We start from the raw sequence: 20024 nt of genomic DNA, 5'->3' as shown, positions 1-20024 counted from the left end.
TGTGATGTTTTAATCTAATTTTTTGAAACATTCAATACAAAAAAAGAAACGCCTGTTTAAACAGGCGCTTGAATTATTGCTTACCGGTATGACCAAAACCGCCCGTACCACGATCGGTAGCAACAAACTCATCTACTTGTTCAAATTCTGCCTGAACCACAGGCACTAAAACATATTGCGCCAAACGTTCACCCGGCTCTAAAGTAAAGCTCTGCTGACCGCGATTCCATACTGAAACCATCAGTTCGCCTTGATAATCTGAGTCAATTAATCCCACCAGATTCCCCAAGACAATACCATGCTTATGACCCAAGCCTGAACGTGGCAAAATAAGACCTGCAAAAGCGCTATCGTGAATATAAATCGCCATGCCTGTTTTAACTAAAACAGTTTGACCTGGTTCAATTTGAATCGCTTCATCAACACAGGCACGTAAGTCCAGACCTGCTGAACCTGTGGTTGCATACGAAGGAAGCGGCCATTCATTGCCCAGACGCTGGTCTAAAATTTTTACTTGGACTTTCATTATATTTCCTAATCGTTCAATCAATTATTTCTTTAATAAGGCTTTTAAATTCGCTAGATATTGCTGTGCCTGCTCTTTCGGATCCACATTACCCGCCAATTTCTTTTTGCGTCCTAACCACTCTAGTTCGTCTTGTGGCAATTCATCCAGAAAACGGCTTGGTGTCATCTGTTTCATTTGTCCGCCATTTTTACGCTGTTCTGCCAAGGTCAAGGTTAAGCCCTGACGTGCGCGAGTAATGCCCACATACATCAAACGGCGTTCTTCTTCGATAGTTTCAGCGGCAATCGAGTTTTTGTGCGGCAATAATTCTTCTTCAAGTCCCATAATATAAACAAATGGAAATTCAAGACCTTTTGCTGCATGTAAGGTTAGAAGATTGACTTTATCGGTGTCTTCTTCTTCTTGCTGCTGCTCCAGCATATCCAGTAGAACCAGTTTACGAATCACGCTTTCAATATTTTTTTCATCGACATCTTCAGTGCGATTCAGTAAGCCTTGAATACTGCTAAATAAGTTTTCAATATTATCGAGCTTGGTTTTTTCCTGCGCAGGGGTAGCCGCAGTTTCACGGATATAATCAATATAACCCGCTTCATTCATCATCTGGCGAACCTTTGGCACGGGTTCATCGTCATCCATCAGTTCACGTGTAAAATTGCTGATAAAATCGGAAAATTCATGTAATTGTGTTGCAGCTTTTTTCGGAATGACCATAGTGAGGCGCTGATCGGATGCCGCACCCAACAAAGACAAATGATTTTCCTGTGAAAAAAGACCCAACTTTTCTAGTGTGACAGGCCCAATAGCACGTTTTGGAGTATTAATAATGCGTAAAAATGCGCTGTCATCTTCTGGGTTAATAATCAGACGCAAATAGCTCATCACATCCTTAATTTCTGCCCGTGCGAAGAATGACTGTCCACCCGAGAGCTTATACGGAATCTGCATTTGACGCAGTTGCGTTTCTAATACCCTTGCTTGAAAATTACCGCGATACAACACCGCATAATCTTTCCAGTTTTTGCCATTCATCAGCTTATGGGTCATTAAATCTTTGACCACACGCTCAGCTTCATCATCATCATTACGGCAAGTAATAATCCGAATCACTTCGCCATGCCCTTTATCGCTCCACAATTTTTTATCAAAAATATGCGGATTGTTTTCAATCACAGCGTTGGCTGCTTTTAAAATTCGACTAGTTGAACGATAATTTTGTTCAAGCTTAATGACTTTTAGATTGGGAAAATCTTCTTTGAGCAATGCCATATTTTCAGGTTTTGCGCCACGCCATGCGTAAATGGATTGGTCATCGTCACCCACCGCAGTGAACTGTCCCATGACCCCAACCAGTAATTTCACCAAAATATACTGGGCGGTGTTAGTGTCCTGATATTCATCGACCAAAAGATAACGGGTACGGTTTTGCCATTTATCACGGACTTCAGCATTTTCCTGCAAAAGACGTGTGGGTAATACAATCAGATCATCAAAATCAACCGCGTTATAAGCCCGTAAATTACGCTCATAAAGCTGATACAGATGAGCAAACTGGACATCTTCTACCGTTTCACAAGTCGAATGAGCTTGTTCAGGAACAATCAGATCATTTTTCCAGTCTGAGATTTTTTTCATCGCTTTGGCAATCAGTTCTTTGCTTTCAGCTCCAGAAAGATTGTCACGCTGCATTAAATCCATCAGGATGCGTTTACAGTCATCAGCATCCAAAATCGAAAAATTATTTTTAAGTGGCGTATGTTTCAGTTCCAGACGCAATAAATTCAAACCAAAGGTATGAAAGGTTGAAACTGAAAGACCTTTTCCTTCCTCACGAGAAAGCAACTTCCCGACGCGTTCTTTCATTTCACGCGCAGCTTTATTGGTAAAGGTCATTGCAGTAATGCGATGTGCAGGAATACGACAATTTTTCACCAGATAAGCAATTTTCTGGGTAATCACCGAGGTTTTACCTGAACCAGCCCCTGCAAGCACTAACAAGGGTCCTTGAGTATATTTCATGGCTTCAAGTTGCTTGTCATTGAGATGACTTGCTGCTGACATAGGTTTTCCTCTTAAGAATCCGAGCATGATTATAGACATCTAATCAGCAGATGCCTAATCGATTCACATGGATTTTACTCATAAAAAAACCACCCGAAGGTGGTTTTTAGAAACTAAGCGACTAAGATTGACGCTCATAGATGCTAATTTCAACACGACGGTTTTGTTCACGACCATCCGCAGTCGCATTTGATGCAATCGGATTCGCTGAACCGTAACCTTGTGCATTAATACGAGCAGATGAAACACCTTGACCACTTAAATAGTTCGCAACTGATTGAGCACGAGCCTGAGACAATGGAATATTGATCGAATCGTTACCTGTGCTATCTGTATAACCTGTCACGAGGATCGCACTCTTGTTATCTTCTGCAAGTGTTTGTGCTACTTTGTTCAAAGTCGAATAGAAATTTGGTTTGATGTTTGATTTGTTAGTATCAAAAGTAATGTTACCAGGCATGACCAATCCAACCGAACCATCTGGATTACGATTGACTTCGACACCAGTACCCGCCATTTGTTGACGTAATTTTTTCTCTTTTTGGTCAAGATACAAACCACTTGCACCACCTAACACGGCACCAATCGCGGCTGCACGGTTATTTTGACGGCTAGAGTTCGCATTTGATTTAGAAATACCGTAGCCCGCTGCTGCACCAGTCAATGTACCTAAAGCAGCTTTGTCATATTCAACGCCACCCAGATTTTGTCCTGTTGATTGGCAACCAGAAAGTGCCACTGCTGCCCCAACCACTGTCGTAATTAATAGTGCACGCATTGCATGCCTCCTCGTTTGTGTCTTTGTTGTCTGTAAAAATAATGATAGAAAAAAGCCACTTAGACCATTGATTTTTTGTTAACAATACGCTGTTTTTTTACATTTTGTAATACTTTAAGTATCTTTCGTTTAAATCTTCACTACATTTATCCATTGTTGCACTGTTTAACTTTTTAAATCGGTGTACAACGTCTATATTGTGCTCAGATTTTTACAAGTTGGACGTGATTCATCATCAGGATTTAGATTATGTCAAAACAACCCCAAAAACAGTCGATGCTTAAAAAAATTACCCGAGGCATGACCGTGGGCAGTGTCATTACAGGCAGTACTTTTTTGCATGGCCCTCCAGTATTGGCACTGGGTTTAACCAAATTATTCAAACAATCTCGCAAAGTCGATGAAACCACCATCCAGATTACCAATAACTGGCTGGGAATCAATAATTGGTTGATCGATCAGGTATTGCCACATTTACAATGGGATATCACGATTGATCCACAGCTTGAAGTGAGTATGCAGGGTCGTTATCTCATGATGTGTAACCATCAAAGTTGGGTGGATACTACAGTCAATCAATACTTTGGCGTTAGTCGTATGCCTCTGACCCGATTTTTCACCAAATGGGAACTGATTTTTATTCCTTTTGTCGGTCAAGCCTTTAAGATTTTAGGCTTTCCGATGATGAAGCGTCATAGCAAAGAGCAAATTGCCAAAAATCCAGAACTCAAAACTCGCGATATGCTAGAGGCTCGTAAAGCGTGTGAGCAACTTTTGTCTCAACCCTTTACCTTACTGAATTATTTGGAAGGCACTCGCTTTACACAAGCCAAACATGATCAGCAAAACTCACCTTATCAAAATTTGCTGAAACCCAAAGCTGGCGGCTTGGCTCTTGCCTTAAATATTTTGGGCGATCAAATTGATGCATTAGTCGACATGACTATTGTTTATCCAGACGGACCACCTGAATACAGCGATTTCTGGCTGGGCGATGTATCTCGTATTGCGGTGAATTTGCGTAAAATCGAGATTCCAGATTGGGTGTTGGGGGGTAATTATGAGGAAGATGAAGATTATCGCAAACGCTTTCAGGATTGGGTTGATCAGCTTTGGACTGAAAAAGATCAGTTGATTGATCAAATGAAAGCCCAATACGCTAATCAGGCATCTTAATCATTTAAAATCATTAAAATTGACAGGCATTATGCAGAACAGTTCCAGAGAAAAATCTAAATATCATCATGTCGATCCGACCAGTTTATCGTTCAAGGTATTTCTGGTGTATGACATCTTTATGGTGTTTATTATTATTTTTAATTTGTTCTGCCTATGTGCCAATTTCTTTTTAATGAGCAGTATTGGCACTTGGTTTTTCGATCATATCCATCTACCGCAAGTGCTTGAGTTTTATCGGACACATTTGCATCCATGGGTGATTACCACAGAAGCATGGTTTATTGGGTTTTTAATTATTGAATTACTCATCCGTTGGGCAATTGCAATTATCAATAAACATCATTCTCGCTGGTTCTTTTTTCCATTTATTCATTGGTACGAAATTTTAGCCATTATTCCACATTTACGTTTTTTAAGATTATTTCGTGCAGGGATTATTGCCTATCGGCTGCATGAACTGGGCTATAAGATCATTCCTGAGAGCTGGTCCAATCAAGGGCTGTTTTATTATCACGTGGTCATGGAAGAACTTTCTGATCGTGTGGTTTTAACGGTGATTCATGGTATTAAACGTGAACTTGAAACCAGTTCTACGCATAAACGGATTATTCATGAATTGGTGGATCATCATCGTCAACTATTTGCAGTCACGATCGCTGAATTATTGCAAGAAAGTCTGGCCACAGAACTTCGGGCACAGCAGGATCAAATTTCCAAAGGAGTTGGGCAAATTGTCAATCAAGCCATTGAGGATACGCCAGAATTAACTCAGTTATTACGTTTGATTCCAATTGTTGGCGGTCGCATTGAACAGCAGATTCAAAGTATCGGGCAACGTTTGGGTGAAAATATCACCTCAGGTCTGATTCAACCCTTTGCAACAGGTTCAGAACGTGCAATCAATCCTAACTATGAGCTAATTGCACAACGTATGAGCGAAATCAATATTGATAACAAACACTTGGAAGAATTGGTCGAATCTGTGGTATTTGAAAGTCTGGAAGCCATTCGCCAGCAAGTCAAAGTCAAACAATGGCAGCAAATTTTAAACGATCATGATCGTGTTGAAGAATCGAGTTAAAGATTAGTCACTTCAACAATTTTTTTTGACCAATAGCTAGAGAAATCATTAAATTTGATCTAGGATTTGGACTATTTACAACATTACCTCGGCGTAACAGCTCGTCAGAGGTTCTTAAGGAATAATTATGGCTGATATACGGATTACAGGCAGAATGGTCAACTTTACCCGGTTGACCTTAGATACAAATGATCATGATGCCATCCGCCAGCAATTAGCAAATACACTGAGTGAAGGTGCTTATCAAGGCACTTTGGTGATTATTGACAGTACGGTTGAACAGGAACTCATTGCGTTAATTCAGCTTTTGATCAGTCTGGGCTTACAGCCTATGGCTGTGATTGATGGAATTTTGGGTGATGAAGCGCGCGCCATTCAATTTCCAGTGCTTCCTGCTGATCAGCCTTTACAACGAATTAAACCCTCACGTGAAGAAGTGGTATTGGTTGAAGAAGTTAAAGCCGATACATTAAACTCCGAAACAAAAACAACACCAACAAAAACAGCGATTGCGCACAAGACCTCTTACCATGATGAAATTTTGCGAACAGGACAAAGTCTGGTACAGGATCATGGTGACATTATTTTAAATGCCAGTATGAATAGCGGTTCCGAAGTCATTGCATCGGGAAATATTCATATTTATGGCAATGTTCGTGGTAGAGTCATCGCAGGTGCAGGTGGAAACTCCGCAGCACGTATTTTTTGTCATTCATTAGAAGCTGAATTGGTCTCTATTGCAGGAACTTACTGTGTAGCGGATGATATTCCCAAAGATGTGCTCAAAAAAGCGGTACATATTTATTTAAATGACAAGCAAGAACTTGTATTTCAGGCTTTGGAATTTTAAGGTATAAATTAAACACCAATAAAAGCCCTTTTCTAAAGGGCTATGACCATAACAGGAGTGGATTCGGTGGCCAAAATTGTTGTCGTAACATCAGGCAAAGGTGGTGTAGGTAAAACTACAACGAGTGCATCTTTTGCAACAGGTTTAGCCCAACGTGGTCATAAAACTGTTGTGATTGATTTTGACGTGGGCTTACGTAACCTCGATTTGATCATGGGATGTGAACGTCGCGTGGTATATGACTTTGTCAATGTCATTAACAATGAAGCCCGTTTACAACAGGCCCTTATTCGCGATAAAGATATTGAAAATTTGTATATTTTGCCTGCTTCACAAACACGTGATAAAGACGCTTTAAGTGACGAAGGTGTTGCGCGTGTTATTGATGAATTATCACAGGAATTTGATTACATTATTTGTGACTCACCTGCTGGAATTGAACGCGGCGCGATTTTAGCGATGTATCATGCAGATGAGGCTATTATTGTCACCAATCCTGAGATTTCATCTGTTCGTGACTCAGATCGCATTATTGGAATGCTCGATAGTAAAACCAAGAAAGTAGAACAAAACGAAGGACGGATACGTAAACACTTATGTATTACCCGTTTTAATCCTGAACGTGCCGATCGTCAGGAAATGTTGACGATTGACGATATATCCAAAGACATTTTACGAATTCCAACTTTAGGCGTAATTCCAGAATGTCCAATCGTTTTACAGGCATCCAATGAAGGTAAGCCTGTGATTTTGTATAGCGACTCTAAATCAGGTCAGGCTTACGATGATCTGGTGGCACGTTTTCTAGGAGAAGAACGTCCATATCGTTACATTACAGTACAGCCGAAGAGCTGGTTGGCGCGGTTATTTGGAGCATAACTATGGCAGGATTTTGGAGTAAACTTTTTAGCGGTGATGACAAACCATCAAGTGCACAAACAGCCAAAGATCGTTTAAAAGTCATTGTCGCTTCCGAGCAGGGTTTAGGTCGTCGTTTGAGTCAAGACAAAATTGACCAGATGAAAAAGGAAATCATGCAAGTTGTAAATCGCTATGTACGTGGTGTCGATGAAGGCCATATTCAGATGCAGGTACGTTCTGAGGCCAATATTGAAATGCTGGAAATGAATATCAACTTACCCGAAGAGCGATAAGCGGTTTTATTGATATTTAAATTATAAAATTCTTATTAGCGCTTTTCGGCAAATAAGGGCAAAATGTGAGGCTCGCAAGGCGCGAAGCTATGCTTCGAGTCAAAACATTTTGCCCTTAATTATTTTAAGACTGAGGAACGTGTAATGGCATTATCACAGCCAGCAACTTTCAATGAAGAATGGTCAGACGAGCGTGTTTTTGCCTATCTTAATCAACTTCCACCCGAAGGTGTAAACGCTGACTTTCATGTGTTATACCATGCCTTCAAACACATGCGTCCAAACGATTATGAACGTTTATTAACTCAGTTTGTTGCAGATGGTCGTGATGTCAATGCCACTAATCCTCAAGGCCAACGCATTCATGATGTCATCGCTGAATTTCCGCGTCAGCGTGAACCATTCTTAGAAGTTTTGGCAAAATTTGCCTAATTCAAATTAATAATAGATTTCTTTCATTGCAGTTTAGATGCTCTTTTTTTCCAAAAAAGAAGAAGTAAAAAGGACTGATGAAAGAAATCTAATAAAAAACCTGCTGATGCAGGTTTTTTTATTTATCCTTATTTTAGCGATGGCTAATCAAATAAATGCCAAACGCCGTAAAGATACCACCAGAAACACCATCGATCCATTTCGCAACATTTTGATAAGCAGATTTAAAACTTGGTAAAGAAAATACAAATACCACAAATAAAAACCAGATCAGAGTTTCTACCGCAATAATAATAAACAGCAATGAATGCACATGATCTAATGCAGGATTTGCCAAGAACAAAGAAAATACACTACCAAAATAAATCACGGCTTTAGGATTGGATAAATTGGTTAACAAACCTTTTAGGAAAAACTTGGTCTCAGTTTTAGGTAAATCAATTGGCGTATTAGTATTTTGAACTTTCTGTTTGGAAAAAGCAGAACGTAGCATTTGAAAGCCGAGCCAACACAAATAAATCCCACCAATCACCAGTAGAATCTGCTTTAACCATGCCATTTTTTCAAAAATGATATTTAAGCCCATCAAGGCTAAGATTGCCCAAAACATGACCCCAACTGTAATTCCTAGAACGACAAAGACAGCTTCACGACGCGAACGGCTAATTGCCGTTTGAGAAACTAGAAAAAAATCTGGACCTGGGGTAATCAGCGCGCAAAACTGAATGAACATCAGTGTGATCAAGGCAATAAACATTCATCCCCCAAATAAAGCGCATCTAGAGTCTAAATTTAACATTTTTTTGCATAATTCCCCAGCCATTTTTATGTCTGAACAGCTAATAAAAGTTTATTATTTTTTGATTGACTCAATGATATTGTTAAATTAGATAAATTAATGATGTCTGATAAAAAGTCAGATCGTTGATTTTAGCGTTAATATTTTTTAGTTTCAGTTCATTGTTATAGCGAGAAAAAAATGGATAAAGATCACCAACCTAATCCTAATGAAGACATTGAAGTGATTGATCAAGAGCAACTCAAGAACTTGCCAGTCTTTAAAAAATCGGTGCTTGAATATAAAGGATTGGTGACAGCAGAAGAATCTAGCTCCGCCGCTTTACCGGAAAGTTATCCTTATCGTACACGTATGTCACGCAAGACGTATGAAGCCGAAAAGAAACTCCTTCAAATTGAATTACTCAAAGTTCAATCTTGGGTGAAGGATACGGGACAACGTATTGTGTGTTTATTTGAAGGGCGTGATGCAGCAGGTAAAGGCGGCACGATTAAACGTTTTATGGAGCATTTAAATCCACGTGGCGCGCGTGTAGTCGCTCTTGAAAAACCAAACCCTCAGGAAAGTGGTCAATGGTATTTCCAGCGCTATATTGAGCGTTTACCCACTAAAGGTGAAATGGTATTTTTTGATCGGTCATGGTACAACCGTGCAGGTGTGGAACGGGTCATGGGATTTTGTGAACCACAAGAATATTTGCAGTTTATGCGCCAAACACCTGAGCTTGAACGCATGCTGGTCAATAGCGGCATTCATTTATTTAAATTTTGGTTTTCGGTCAGTCGCGAAGAACAATTACGTCGCTTTATCTCGCGCCGTGATGATCCTTTAAAGCATTGGAAGCTCTCACCGATTGATATTCAATCTCTTGATCGCTGGGATGATTATACTGAAGCCAAGAATCAAATGTTTTTCCACACACATACAGGCGACGCGCCGTGGACGATTATTAAATCTGATGATAAAAAACGTGCACGTTTAAATTGTATTCGTCATTTTTTATCTCAATTAGATTATCCAAATAAGGATCTTAAAGTGACGAATCGTGTGGATGACAAAATTGTTCTTATTCCAAATCCACAATTTAAACAAGTGATGGATACAGATTTAGATTAAAACAAATGAACTAACCTATCTCTCTATAGGTTAGTTCAAATCATATGTACCTATCGCCGCCATAAAATGTATTAGACGTCTTGCAAAAATTAAAATTTTAGCATCTATCGAAGTTGATTTTAAAGGTTTTGGTTAAGCTGAAAATCATTCAAAATAACTACCAGACTCAAATTAATTAATTTATATTAAGCGATAATTATACAAAAGAGTAAACAATGTTGACTGAGCAAATGACATCTATTCAAACGTCATCACAAATTGAACCACAAAAAATTATTAGCTTAAAAAAATTTATTTTTTTATCGATCATCACGTTTAGCGCATACGATATATGGTGGATGTTTACTGCATGGCGTTTCTTCCAACAAAAAGATAAATCAAAAATAATGCCAGCACTGAGAGCCATATTTGCTATTTTCTTTTTATATCCACTCCTAAAAAGAATAAAAAAGTTTTCTACTGAAGAAGGTGATACCCCAGATTACTCTCCTGCACTACTTTTTATAGGATATATATTTTTTTCTATGCTGTACAAACTACCTGATCCATTCTGGTTAATTTCATTAGGAAGTATTATATTTTTAATTCAACCTTTTCAAGCTTTAAATACTGCAAAAAGAAAATCAGAACAAGTTGTCATCATTGAACAAAAATCCTTTAGTAAACCACAAATTGTCTTGATTATTATTTTTTCAATCATGTGGATTCTAATTTTATTGGGTTTATTTTTAGGTGAATAAAATAAAAAGGTTGCAATGACTATCAATAGCCATTGCAACCTCATATTTTAAATTAAACTAAAATTTCACGTTTACCGTTTGCACCCATCGCGCTCACTATTCCGTTTTCTTCCATCTGATCAATGATTCTTGCAGCACGGTTATAGCCCAAACTAAATTTGCGCTGCAACGAAGAAGTCGATGCTTTACGGGTTTCCAAAACAAAGGCGACACATTGGTCATATAGCATGTCACGATCCGATCCACCTTCTCCGCTGTCTTCAAAACCACGTGAAGTGGGTTCTTCATCATAAGGGGTCAGGATTTCATCGACATAGTCTGGATCACCACGTTCACGCCATGCATCACAGATTCGGTTAACTTCATCATCACTGATAAATGCGCCATGTACACGCTCAGGCTCAATTTTACCCGGCCCAAGAAATAGCATATCCCCATGACCCAATAAGTCTTCTGCCCCACCCGCATCTAAAATAGTACGTGAGTCAATTTTTGAGTTCACACGTAAGGCTACACGTGTCGGAATATTGGCTTTGATCAACCCGGTAATCACGTCAACCGAAGGACGTTGCGTGGCAAGCAATAGATGAATGCCCGCAGCACGTGATTTTTGTGCCAAACGGGTAATCATTTCTTCGGCTTTTTTACCGACCTGCATAATCATATCGGCAAATTCATCTGCCACAATGACGATAGAAGGTAAGGGTTGTAAACGTGGTGCACGCTCCTGTGTTGCCGAATCACTTGGCTTCCACGTCGGGTCAATTAAGTCTTCACCATTCGCAATCGCTTCTTCAACCTTACGATTGTAATCCGCAAGTTTACGAATTTTTAAGAACGACATCAGTTTATAGCGACGCTCCATTTCATTGACACACCAGTTTAAAGCACTGACTGCATCTTTCATGTCAGTCACAACAGGCGTCAACAAATGCGGAATATCGTTGTAGTTGGCAAGTTCTAGCTGTTTAGGATCGATCAAAATCAGACGTAATTGATCTGGCGTATATTTTAATAACATCGATAAAATCATCGAGTTTACCGCCACAGATTTACCAGAACCTGTGGTTCCTGCGACCAACATGTGGGGTGCTTTACCCAAATCAGTAATGACAGGATTACCTGAAATGTCTTTCCCCATGGCCATGGAGAGTAAACCCGCAGGATCTTTAAAAGAAGGCGTTTCTAGTAATTCAATCAAACGTACCATTTCACGAGTACTGTTCGGCACTTCAATCCCGATATAAGGTTTCCCCGGAATCACCTCCACTACACGAACCGATGCCATTGACATAGAACGGGCTAAATCTCGTGAAATATTGGTGACTTTAGAAGCTTTAACACCGGGTGCCAAATCCAGCTCAAAACGGGTGACTACAGGCCCTGGTTGCGCTTCGATCACTTTGGCTTTGACATTAAATTCCTGAAGCTTAATTTCCAGTAATTCCGACAAACGTTCCAATTGCTCTGCGGTAAAGTTCACTTTTTTATTTGGATCAACTTTATCGAGCAACTCAAAACCCGGCAAGGTCGGCAAATCACGACGTTTTTGTGCCACTTGCATAGCACGCGACATCGGTCGACCTGAAATATCTGTTAATGGTGCATCAAAGTCAAATTCATCGAGCTCATCATCAGGTTTACCTGCGGTTTCCTGCCAAGCCTCAATAAATTCTTCTTTAGATAACTTATGATTTAAATCGGTCTGGATCGAAGCTTGAACAAATGGGGTGGATTGCGCATAACTGCTTGTGGTTTGAATTGTAGCTTGAGCTTTAGGTTCTTCATCATCGACCAATAAATCAGTCAGATCATCAAGTTCCTCAGCATAATGCATATTTTTAGGTGTTGATGGGGCAATTGCTGCTTGCTGAATGGTTTGTTCCACCTGCTCAATCAATCCATCTGCATCATGTTCAACATGCACATGCGCTGAGGTATTTTCGACAAATGGCGTATGAATATCAGCTGCTTTATTATTAGGTACAGCCGCCAATAACTCATCAAAAATTTCATCGTCATTCCAATCCAGAGACGATTTTTTTTGAGCTTGAGCAGAATAATCGGTCATTTCAGCGTCAGTCTGGGCCACTTGCTGTAAATGATCATACGGCGAACGCGGTGCTTCTTGCGCATCATCAGCCGCACGAAGTAAGGCATCAATTTCCTGTTTATGATTCAGATCATCGGATTGTAAGGCACGCCAGACTTCTCCAGTTGCGACTAAACGCTGACTATCTTTTTGGAGTTGGTGCGCCTTTTGAATAGTTTTTTCAAATTCCTCAGGATCTTCATCATCTAAAATTTGTTGGTTTGCAGCCTGCTCTTTGGCTAAAACATCATCAAATAATCGTTCTGCGGTGGCATCACTTACATAACCATTTGCTTTGATTGTTGGAGAAGAATGCAATTGTGGCTGAATATCAGACTCAGAACCAGCTACAGAAGTTTCAACTTTTGAACTTGATACGGCCGTGGTTACAGGCGAAGCAATTGTCTTTTTAGGAGGATCCGTCAGATCAAAATCAGACTCATGAGGAGATACATTTTTATAGAACAAATCCTGTAAATAAGCAGGTGTCGCTTTTAATGTCACCCACGTTTTATTCCACTGAATCCCAAAGGCAAATGTGATTAAAACCACCCAAAACACCAATAAGAATAAAGTTGCGCCATAGATGGTTAATAAATGACTCAGGCTTTCTCCGATCTCATAACCAATAATCCCCCCAGAGGCATTATCCAGTGTATCGGCAGGCAGATTCCAGTGTAAATACAATAAGGTAGATGTCGCCAAAATAATAAAAAACTGTGCGGCATAACGAAATGGACGGTTTAAAAAACTGCGTGGCCACCAAACCTGTATTGCTTCAATAAACAAAAACAGTGGAATCAGTAAACTTGCCCAGCCTAAAAAGCCAAAGAGCAAATCAGCAATCCACGCCCCTGCCACACCACTTGCGTTAGACACTTGTTGGGTGTCACTTGAAATATGCATCCAGCCGGGATCAAACGGTGTATAGGTCACTGTTGCCAGAAACATATAGATCCCAAAAGAAACCAGAAATAATGTGATTAATAAGCGCTGTGCATAAACACTTGACACCGCAGTCATATACTGTCCTGTAACCCAGTTATAGATTGATCTTGTTATGTCGTAACGTCAAAAGGTCGCTACGAATAAAGGTTATATTATGCACCTGTTCTTACAAAAAAGATGCATGATTGTTTACGCTTGTTGTTAATCTTGTTGTCAGGGGCAATTCACCTGATGACACAACATTAAAGGATTTTTTAAATTGTCTACAATTGAGACTTTTATCTATATAGCTCAATTCGATTTAGATGATCAATATTATCGACATCAAATCAGCCCCTTTATGATCGACTTTCACGTATAATTTTCTCAATTTTAGTATAAATAAGGAAGCTTAGATGAGCGCTCGTCACTCGCGGTTAATTATTTTGGGTTCAGGTCCTGCGGGCTATAGCGCTGCGGTATATGCTGCACGTGCCAATTTAAAACCTGTTTTAATTGCAGGTTTACAGCTCGGTGGTCAACTCACCACCACAACTGAAGTCGATAACTGGCCGGGTGATCCTGAAGGATTGACAGGGCCTGCGCTTATGGAGCGTATGCAAACGCATGCAGAACGCTTTGGTACAGAAATCCTGTATGACCATATCAATGAAGTTGATCTAAAAACTCGTCCATTCGTGTTAAAAGGTGATATGGGTGAATATACCTGTGACGCACTAATCATTGCGACAGGTGCAACTGCTCAATACTTAGGGCTAGAGTCAGAAGCTGCATTTATGGGTCAGGGTGTAAGTGCCTGTGCAACTTGTGATGGTTTCTTTTACAAAAACCAAAAAGTCATGGTTGTCGGTGGCGGTAATACAGCAGTTGAAGAGGCGTTATATCTCTCCAATATTGCTTCACATGTGACACTGGTGCATCGTCGTGACAGTTTGCGTTCTGAGAAAATTTTACAAGATCATCTATTTGCCAAAGAAAAAGAAGGCAAAATCAGCATTATCTGGAATCATCAAGTCGATGAAGTGTTGGGCGATAATACAGGCGTAACTTCTGTTCGCTTAAAATCGACTCAAGATGATTCAACTCAAACCATCGATGTACAAGGACTATTTGTTGCCATCGGCCACAAACCCAATACTGGCATGTTTGAAGGCCAGCTAGAACTCCGTGATGGTTATATCCAAGTACAAAGCGGAACCAAAGGCAATGCGACTGCAACATCTGTAGCGGGTGTTTTTGCTGCAGGTGATGTGGCTGATAATATCTATCGTCAAGCCATTACCTCTGCGGGTTCAGGCTGTATGGCCGCGCTAGATGCAGATTTCTATTTAGACAGTATCTAAGTGGATGATTTAGACCCTGCAAAAATTAAGTAAGCTACAAAAAACCACCAATAAAGGTGGTTCTTTTTGTTTAAGGACACGCTATAACTATTATCTAACTATTTTTTATAAGAATATTTTAATTAAATTACCACATTAAATAGGAAGCTTTATGACTATAACTTGGACCAACGGCTATCAAACAGAAGTAAATTATACCTATGGTTATTATCGAGACTTGAGTCCTAACTATCAGCGTTTTTGTTTATTGCTCAATGGCGTTGATTGCCCAAGCTCTAGTGAAACCCATCAGCATTGTGAACTGGGTTTTGGACAAGGGGTCAGTATTAATATTCATGCAGCGTCCAATGAAGGAACTTTTTGGGGAACAGATTTCAATCCTGCACATGCAGCACATGCCAACCAAGTTGCTGAACATAGTCAGACCGAACATTATTTTTATGATGATAGTTTTGAAGAACTGCTCAACAAACCTGATTTACCTATGTTTGACTCTATTAGCTTACATGGGATCTGGAGCTGGATTAGCTATGAAAACCAACTGATTATTTTAAAATTTATACGAAAATACCTAAAACCGAGTGGCATTGTGTATATCAGTTATAACTGTGTCACAGGTTGGGCCGCGAATATGCCGATCCGTGAGTTATTCCATAGTCATTTCAAATTTAATAGCAAAAGTACCAACCCAATCCAGAAAGTTAAAGATGCGTTAGATTTTAGTGAATCTTTGCTCGCTCAAAATCCATTATTTGTGAAACGCCATCCCCATGCGCTGTCAAAAGTGGGCGAACTAAAAAATCAAAATCCAAATTATCTGATTCATGAGTACTTAAATCAGGATTGGCAATGTTTCTCATTTCAGCAAGTCGTGCGTTTACTGGAAGAAATTAAACTTACTTATGCTGGTTCCAGTGACTTAAATACGCATCTGGATAATATTAATTTTTCTCAGGAGCATCAGGATTTCTTAAATGCGATTGAGCATCCTATTTTTAAGGAACAATGCCGTGACTATTTTGCCAGTACGCAGTTTCGTCGTGATTTGTTTATACGAGGTAAAAATTCACTTACCGCTTTACAAACTCAAGAACGTTTAAGAAATACCGCATTTATTTTACTCAGCTCACCTGAATTTCTGCCTCATGATATTACTGGTTATCTGGGTACATTTAATCTGATCGAAGAAATCTATCACCCCATAGGTCAGCATTTTCTAAAACATGAATATCAGCCACAAACCATTCGGGAACTTGAGTTAGCACTGCCGCAGCTAAATTATGCGCAGATTTTAAATGCGCTGGTCATTCTATCTCATTTAGGTTTTGCTCAACCTTGCCAGAGCATAACCCCAAGTGAAAAAGTTACGGTACAGTGCCAACAACTTAATCACTATTTAATTCAACAAGCCAATTTCCATCAAAATTATCAGGCACTCATTAGTCCCTTGACTGGAATTGGTATTCCAACTGAGCATTTTCATCAGCTATTTTATCGTGCTCATTTTATCGATGGATTAACGACTGCGCATGAATTTGCTCAGTACGTGCAACAGGTTCTCAATCAATTAAACTGGTATGTCTTGGATGCAGATAAAAATACCATTAGCGATCAAGCACAAAGTTTAGCGATTATTGAGAAGAAAGCAGCGGAGTTTCTGGCCGCAGATAAATTAACGATTGCCCGACAACTCAGGCTATTTGCGTAAATGACCTGTTTTATCTGTGTGGATCGGCTAAAATAAGGCCGATCTTTTTTATCGTCTTCCCATCATGCTGCTTCCATCCATGTATCTTTTTCCAGATCCTATTGAGTCTGATCCACAAGGTCAGGGTCTGATTTGTATTGGAGCAGATCTAGAACCATCCACCTTATATGAAGCTTACACACATGGGCTTTTTCCGTGGTTCAATGAAGGCGATCCCATTTGTTGGTGGTGTCCAGAGCCACGCTGTGTGATCTATCCTGATCAATACAAACCCAGCAAAACCCTATTACGCAACATGAAAAAGATGGATTATCGGATTACCATCAATCAAGCATTTGAACGAGTCATGCGTTCATGTGCATTGCCGCGTAATTACACCAGCGAAACATGGATATCTGAGGACATTGTACAAGGCTATGTTGAGCTGTTTCGTGAAGGTTATGGCTACAGTGTTGAAGTTTGGGATGATCAGGAACTCATTGGCGGTTTGTATGGCGTGAGTATTGGTCGAGGCTGTTTTGGTGAATCCATGTTTAGCGTCCGTACCGATGCTTCAAAAATGGCATTTTACGCTTTGATGCTTCTCGGACAGGAAAATCAATTGGCATGGATTGATTGTCAGTTAGTCAATGATCACTTACTTAGCTTGGGTGCCTGTACACTTTCTCGGCAAGAATATTTAAAATCGTTACAAGATGTAATTATTCGCCCCCCTATCGATTGGAAAAATTATCAAGAGCGTGTATTTTCAAGTAAAACGGTTGCCGAAAATGCAAAGTTAATTGAATGATAATAACGAGGGACCAATAATATGAAATCTTATCATCCCAAGTCCCTGCTCAATGATTTGCAGTATTACATCACGCCTCCGCACGACTGTAGTTATCTTGAAAATAAATCTGCGCGAATGGTATTTTTAGACCCGATTCACCGTATCGATGTAGTGACCTTATCTGAACTTTCACGAGTTGGGTTTCGCCGCAGTGGCGATTTTGTTTATCGTCCAGAATGTCATTTATGTCGCCAGTGTCTATCCTGTCGTGTTCCTGCTCATGATTTTCAAATGAATAGCGTGCAGAAAAAAGCATGGAAGCGTAATCAAGATTTGCGCATGCAAATTATGCCAACCCATCAAGCAAGCCAAATACACTACGAACTGTATGAACGTTATATCAATGAGCGGCATGCAGATGGTGATATGTACCCGCCAAGTCTGGATCAATTTGAAAAATTTTTAGTGCATAGCTGTACTGAAAGTTTTTTTATTGAACTCTGGAAAGATGATCAACTAATTTGTGTTTCAACCAGCGACAAAATGGATGATGGTTTATCTGCGGTTTATACTTTTTTTGACCCTAATGAAAGTCGACGCTCTTTAGGTGTTTTTGCCATTTTAAAACAACTGGAATACGTTAAAACGTTGAATCTGGATTATTTGTATTTAGGTTACTGGGTACCGCATTCACAAAAAATGAATTATAAATCTCAGTATATTCCACTTGAACTTTTACTTGATGGTCAATGGCGTAGACTCAATCGGGCACTTAGCGCAGAAGAAATACAACGTTTGGGTAATTCATTGATGACGACACTGCCTTCCGAATGGAATAATTTGATCGTCGAGTAAATATTATCCATTCCATTAAATAATGCGCTTTATTTAAATCAATTATTTAAATAAAGCCGCAAAATCATCACTACAACTTTTCACCATAATAATCGCATGCTCACGTGTGCCATCAGGTTTTGGATAATAATTGCGTCTTAGATCAATCTGATGAAAACCAGATTTTTCATATAGCTTGATCGCCCCTAAATTACTTTCACGCACTTCTAAAAAAATCTGCACAGGATGGTTTTTGAGTAATTCAATCGACTTTTCTAAAAGTTGATAACCTAAGCCCTGCCCCTGAAATTCAGGATGAATCGCCATTAATAATAAATTCGCTTCATCCAACACAGGCTGCAAAATACAAAAGCCTAGAATCTGATTTTGCTGTTCGATCACGGTACTCTGGTAGGATTCAACCGACTCCAAAAACTGCTGTGCTGTCCACGGATGCGTTTGTACCTGCTGTTCAATTTGGGTAACAGCCTGAACATCGTTGGTTTGCATGGAACGAATCAATATATTTTGCATGTCAGCAATTTAAGCGAATGAAAAGATATCTGATCTTATAGAATCCTACACCATAAAAAAAGGGCAATTCATGCATTGCCCTTTGCATGAGCATTTAACTTTATAAACCCAGTTTGGCTTTCCAATTTTTTAACAACTCAACAGTATCTAAATCATTGGGATGAAATCCAGGTTTAAAATAAGCCAACATCTCACCCGTCATACCCGTAATAATCCCTTTTGACGGGCTATAGGCATATTTATAAATCATCGTTAACTCTTTTAAATTGAGTTTTTTGTCTTCACGTAAAAGACGAACAACAAAAGAAGACTGCGTAACAAAGATCAGCCCCATTGCCACCAGTAATGCGGTATTACGCAAAGCATAAGCTTTTAAACCACGACCAAAAATACCCTCATACACATCGTAAGCCACGGCTTTATGTTCATTTTCTTCAACCGCATGCCAGAGCCACATATATTTCATGGTGTCATCGGTCATAAGTTCCTGAATATGAGGATTACGTAATAGTTCTGAAGCAATCGTTGCGGTAAAATGTTCAAGAGCTGTGGTTGCGGTTAAATCCACCATTTCCTGTGTCATGCCAAAAGGTTTCACTACTTTGGCAAAGACTTTACGACCTGTCTGAATGACCACATTAGTCTGTTTTTCTAATTTATTAACATCATGTCCATACTTTTGTGCTGATGCATTAAAACCTACATGCTCTTGAGTATGCATAGCTTCCTGACCAATGAAAGCACTGATCTCTTTTTGTAGCGCTTCATTGTCTTTAATCGCAGGATGATAACGAACTGCACGGACAGAATCGATAAAGAGTTTTTCGCCATCTGGAAATAAAGCAGACAATGCGGTCATAAAATGGGTCAATCCTGCCGAACCATTCATCCAATATTCAGGTACATGGTCAAAATCAAAATTCATACGACGGACTGGAAAACTTGCACCCGCACGATTTGAAATATTTACCTTAGCATTCATGCTCATTACTCCTCAATGACGCTGACGCCATTGCTATTTATTGTTTGTTTTCTTCGTTGTTATCATACGGTATTGATCAAAAGCCTTAAGTG

19 protein-coding genes are annotated in these 20024 nt (G+C 39.6%); 12 read left to right on the top strand and 7 right to left on the bottom strand.

Translation table 11 applies throughout. The features are described 5' to 3' along the window. Positions 1 to 73: 73 nt before the first annotated feature. From dut to I6L31_RS13835, 3 genes are all read right to left on the bottom strand, one after another. The gene (dut, locus tag I6L31_RS13845) at positions 74 to 526 is read right to left on the bottom strand and encodes a dUTP diphosphatase (RefSeq protein ID WP_005002825.1); all 453 of its coding nucleotides are present in this window, start codon (positions 524 to 526) and stop codon (positions 74 to 76) included. Between the two features lie 24 nt (positions 527 to 550). Then, the gene (locus tag I6L31_RS13840; protein WP_004995963.1) at positions 551 to 2590 is read right to left on the bottom strand and encodes a UvrD-helicase domain-containing protein; all 2040 of its coding nucleotides are present in this window, start codon (positions 2588 to 2590) and stop codon (positions 551 to 553) included. A gap of 121 nt (positions 2591 to 2711) precedes the next feature. After that, on the bottom strand, positions 2712 to 3368 hold the full coding sequence (locus I6L31_RS13835) for an OmpA family protein (RefSeq protein ID WP_005002823.1): 657 nt from the start codon (positions 3366 to 3368) through the stop codon (positions 2712 to 2714). A 249-nt stretch (positions 3369 to 3617) separates the two neighbouring features. On the opposite strand from I6L31_RS13835, the gene I6L31_RS13830 reads away from it, so the two are divergent. The 6 genes from I6L31_RS13830 (at position 3618) to I6L31_RS13805 (ending at position 8064) form a co-directional block, all read left to right on the top strand. After that, a complete protein-coding gene (locus I6L31_RS13830; protein WP_005002820.1) occupies positions 3618 to 4544 on the top strand; it encodes an acyltransferase in 927 nt (308 codons plus the stop codon). A gap of 31 nt (positions 4545 to 4575) precedes the next feature. After that, the gene (locus I6L31_RS13825) at positions 4576 to 5628 is read left to right on the top strand and encodes a hypothetical protein (protein WP_005002817.1); all 1053 of its coding nucleotides are present in this window, start codon (positions 4576 to 4578) and stop codon (positions 5626 to 5628) included. 127 nt (positions 5629 to 5755) lie between these two features. Continuing rightward, positions 5756 to 6478, top strand: a complete 723-nt coding sequence (minC, locus tag I6L31_RS13820; RefSeq protein WP_004991019.1) for a septum site-determining protein MinC — start codon at positions 5756 to 5758, stop codon at positions 6476 to 6478. 66 nt (positions 6479 to 6544) lie between these two features. Beyond that, positions 6545 to 7357, top strand: coding sequence for a septum site-determining protein MinD (gene minD, locus I6L31_RS13815; protein WP_004991021.1), 813 nt, complete (start codon positions 6545 to 6547; stop codon positions 7355 to 7357). Positions 7358 to 7359: 2 nt separating this feature from the next. Beyond that, the gene (minE, locus tag I6L31_RS13810) at positions 7360 to 7632 is read left to right on the top strand and encodes a cell division topological specificity factor MinE (protein WP_005002814.1); all 273 of its coding nucleotides are present in this window, start codon (positions 7360 to 7362) and stop codon (positions 7630 to 7632) included. A 144-nt stretch (positions 7633 to 7776) separates the two neighbouring features. Then, entirely contained in the window at positions 7777 to 8064 is a 288-nt protein-coding gene (locus I6L31_RS13805; protein WP_004995952.1) for a PA4642 family protein, read from the top strand. Positions 8065 to 8197: 133 nt separating this feature from the next. Here I6L31_RS13805 and rhtC read toward each other — a convergent pair whose 3' ends face one another. Continuing rightward, a complete protein-coding gene (rhtC, locus tag I6L31_RS13800) occupies positions 8198 to 8821 on the bottom strand; it encodes a threonine export protein RhtC (protein WP_005002812.1) in 624 nt (207 codons plus the stop codon). A 222-nt stretch (positions 8822 to 9043) separates the two neighbouring features. Here rhtC and ppk2 point away from each other — a divergent pair, with 222 nt between their 5' ends. Further along, positions 9044 to 9979, top strand: a complete 936-nt coding sequence (gene ppk2 / locus I6L31_RS13795; RefSeq protein WP_005002806.1) for a polyphosphate kinase 2 — start codon at positions 9044 to 9046, stop codon at positions 9977 to 9979. 215 nt (positions 9980 to 10194) lie between these two features. Further along, a complete protein-coding gene (locus tag I6L31_RS13790) occupies positions 10195 to 10719 on the top strand; it encodes a DUF4234 domain-containing protein (RefSeq protein WP_005002800.1) in 525 nt (174 codons plus the stop codon). A gap of 52 nt (positions 10720 to 10771) precedes the next feature. On the opposite strand, the gene I6L31_RS13785 is transcribed toward I6L31_RS13790, so the two are convergent. Beyond that, a complete protein-coding gene (locus I6L31_RS13785; RefSeq protein WP_005002797.1) occupies positions 10772 to 13834 on the bottom strand; it encodes a DNA translocase FtsK in 3063 nt (1020 codons plus the stop codon). Between the two features lie 320 nt (positions 13835 to 14154). Between I6L31_RS13785 and trxB the strand changes: the two genes are divergently transcribed. The 4 genes from trxB (at position 14155) to I6L31_RS13765 (ending at position 18437) form a co-directional block, all read left to right on the top strand. Then, entirely contained in the window at positions 14155 to 15102 is a 948-nt protein-coding gene (trxB, locus tag I6L31_RS13780; RefSeq protein WP_004991030.1) for a thioredoxin-disulfide reductase, read from the top strand. Positions 15103 to 15253: 151 nt separating this feature from the next. Next, positions 15254 to 16810, top strand: a complete 1557-nt coding sequence (locus tag I6L31_RS13775; protein ID WP_004991031.1) for a class I SAM-dependent methyltransferase — start codon at positions 15254 to 15256, stop codon at positions 16808 to 16810. A gap of 61 nt (positions 16811 to 16871) precedes the next feature. Continuing rightward, complete coding sequence (aat, locus tag I6L31_RS13770) at positions 16872 to 17600, top strand: leucyl/phenylalanyl-tRNA--protein transferase (protein ID WP_026039972.1); 729 nt, start codon at positions 16872 to 16874, stop codon at positions 17598 to 17600. Between the two features lie 21 nt (positions 17601 to 17621). Beyond that, on the top strand, positions 17622 to 18437 hold the full coding sequence (locus I6L31_RS13765; protein WP_004991035.1) for an arginyltransferase: 816 nt from the start codon (positions 17622 to 17624) through the stop codon (positions 18435 to 18437). A gap of 42 nt (positions 18438 to 18479) precedes the next feature. On the opposite strand, the gene rimI is transcribed toward I6L31_RS13765, so the two are convergent. Continuing rightward, positions 18480 to 18938 carry a ribosomal protein S18-alanine N-acetyltransferase gene (gene rimI, locus I6L31_RS13760; RefSeq protein WP_010588904.1) on the bottom strand — a complete coding sequence of 153 codons (459 nt, stop codon included), beginning with the start codon at positions 18936 to 18938 and terminating at the stop codon, positions 18480 to 18482. Between the two features lie 112 nt (positions 18939 to 19050). Next, a complete protein-coding gene (locus I6L31_RS13755) occupies positions 19051 to 19932 on the bottom strand; it encodes a metal-dependent hydrolase (RefSeq protein ID WP_004991038.1) in 882 nt (293 codons plus the stop codon). Between the last annotated feature and the right edge of the window lie 92 nt (positions 19933 to 20024).

The organism is Acinetobacter septicus, from assembly GCF_019355975.1.
GTDB lineage: Bacteria > Pseudomonadota > Gammaproteobacteria > Pseudomonadales > Moraxellaceae > Acinetobacter > Acinetobacter ursingii.
Note: the sequence above shows the minus strand (reverse complement) of the source record. Positions and strands in the feature narration are given on the sequence as shown.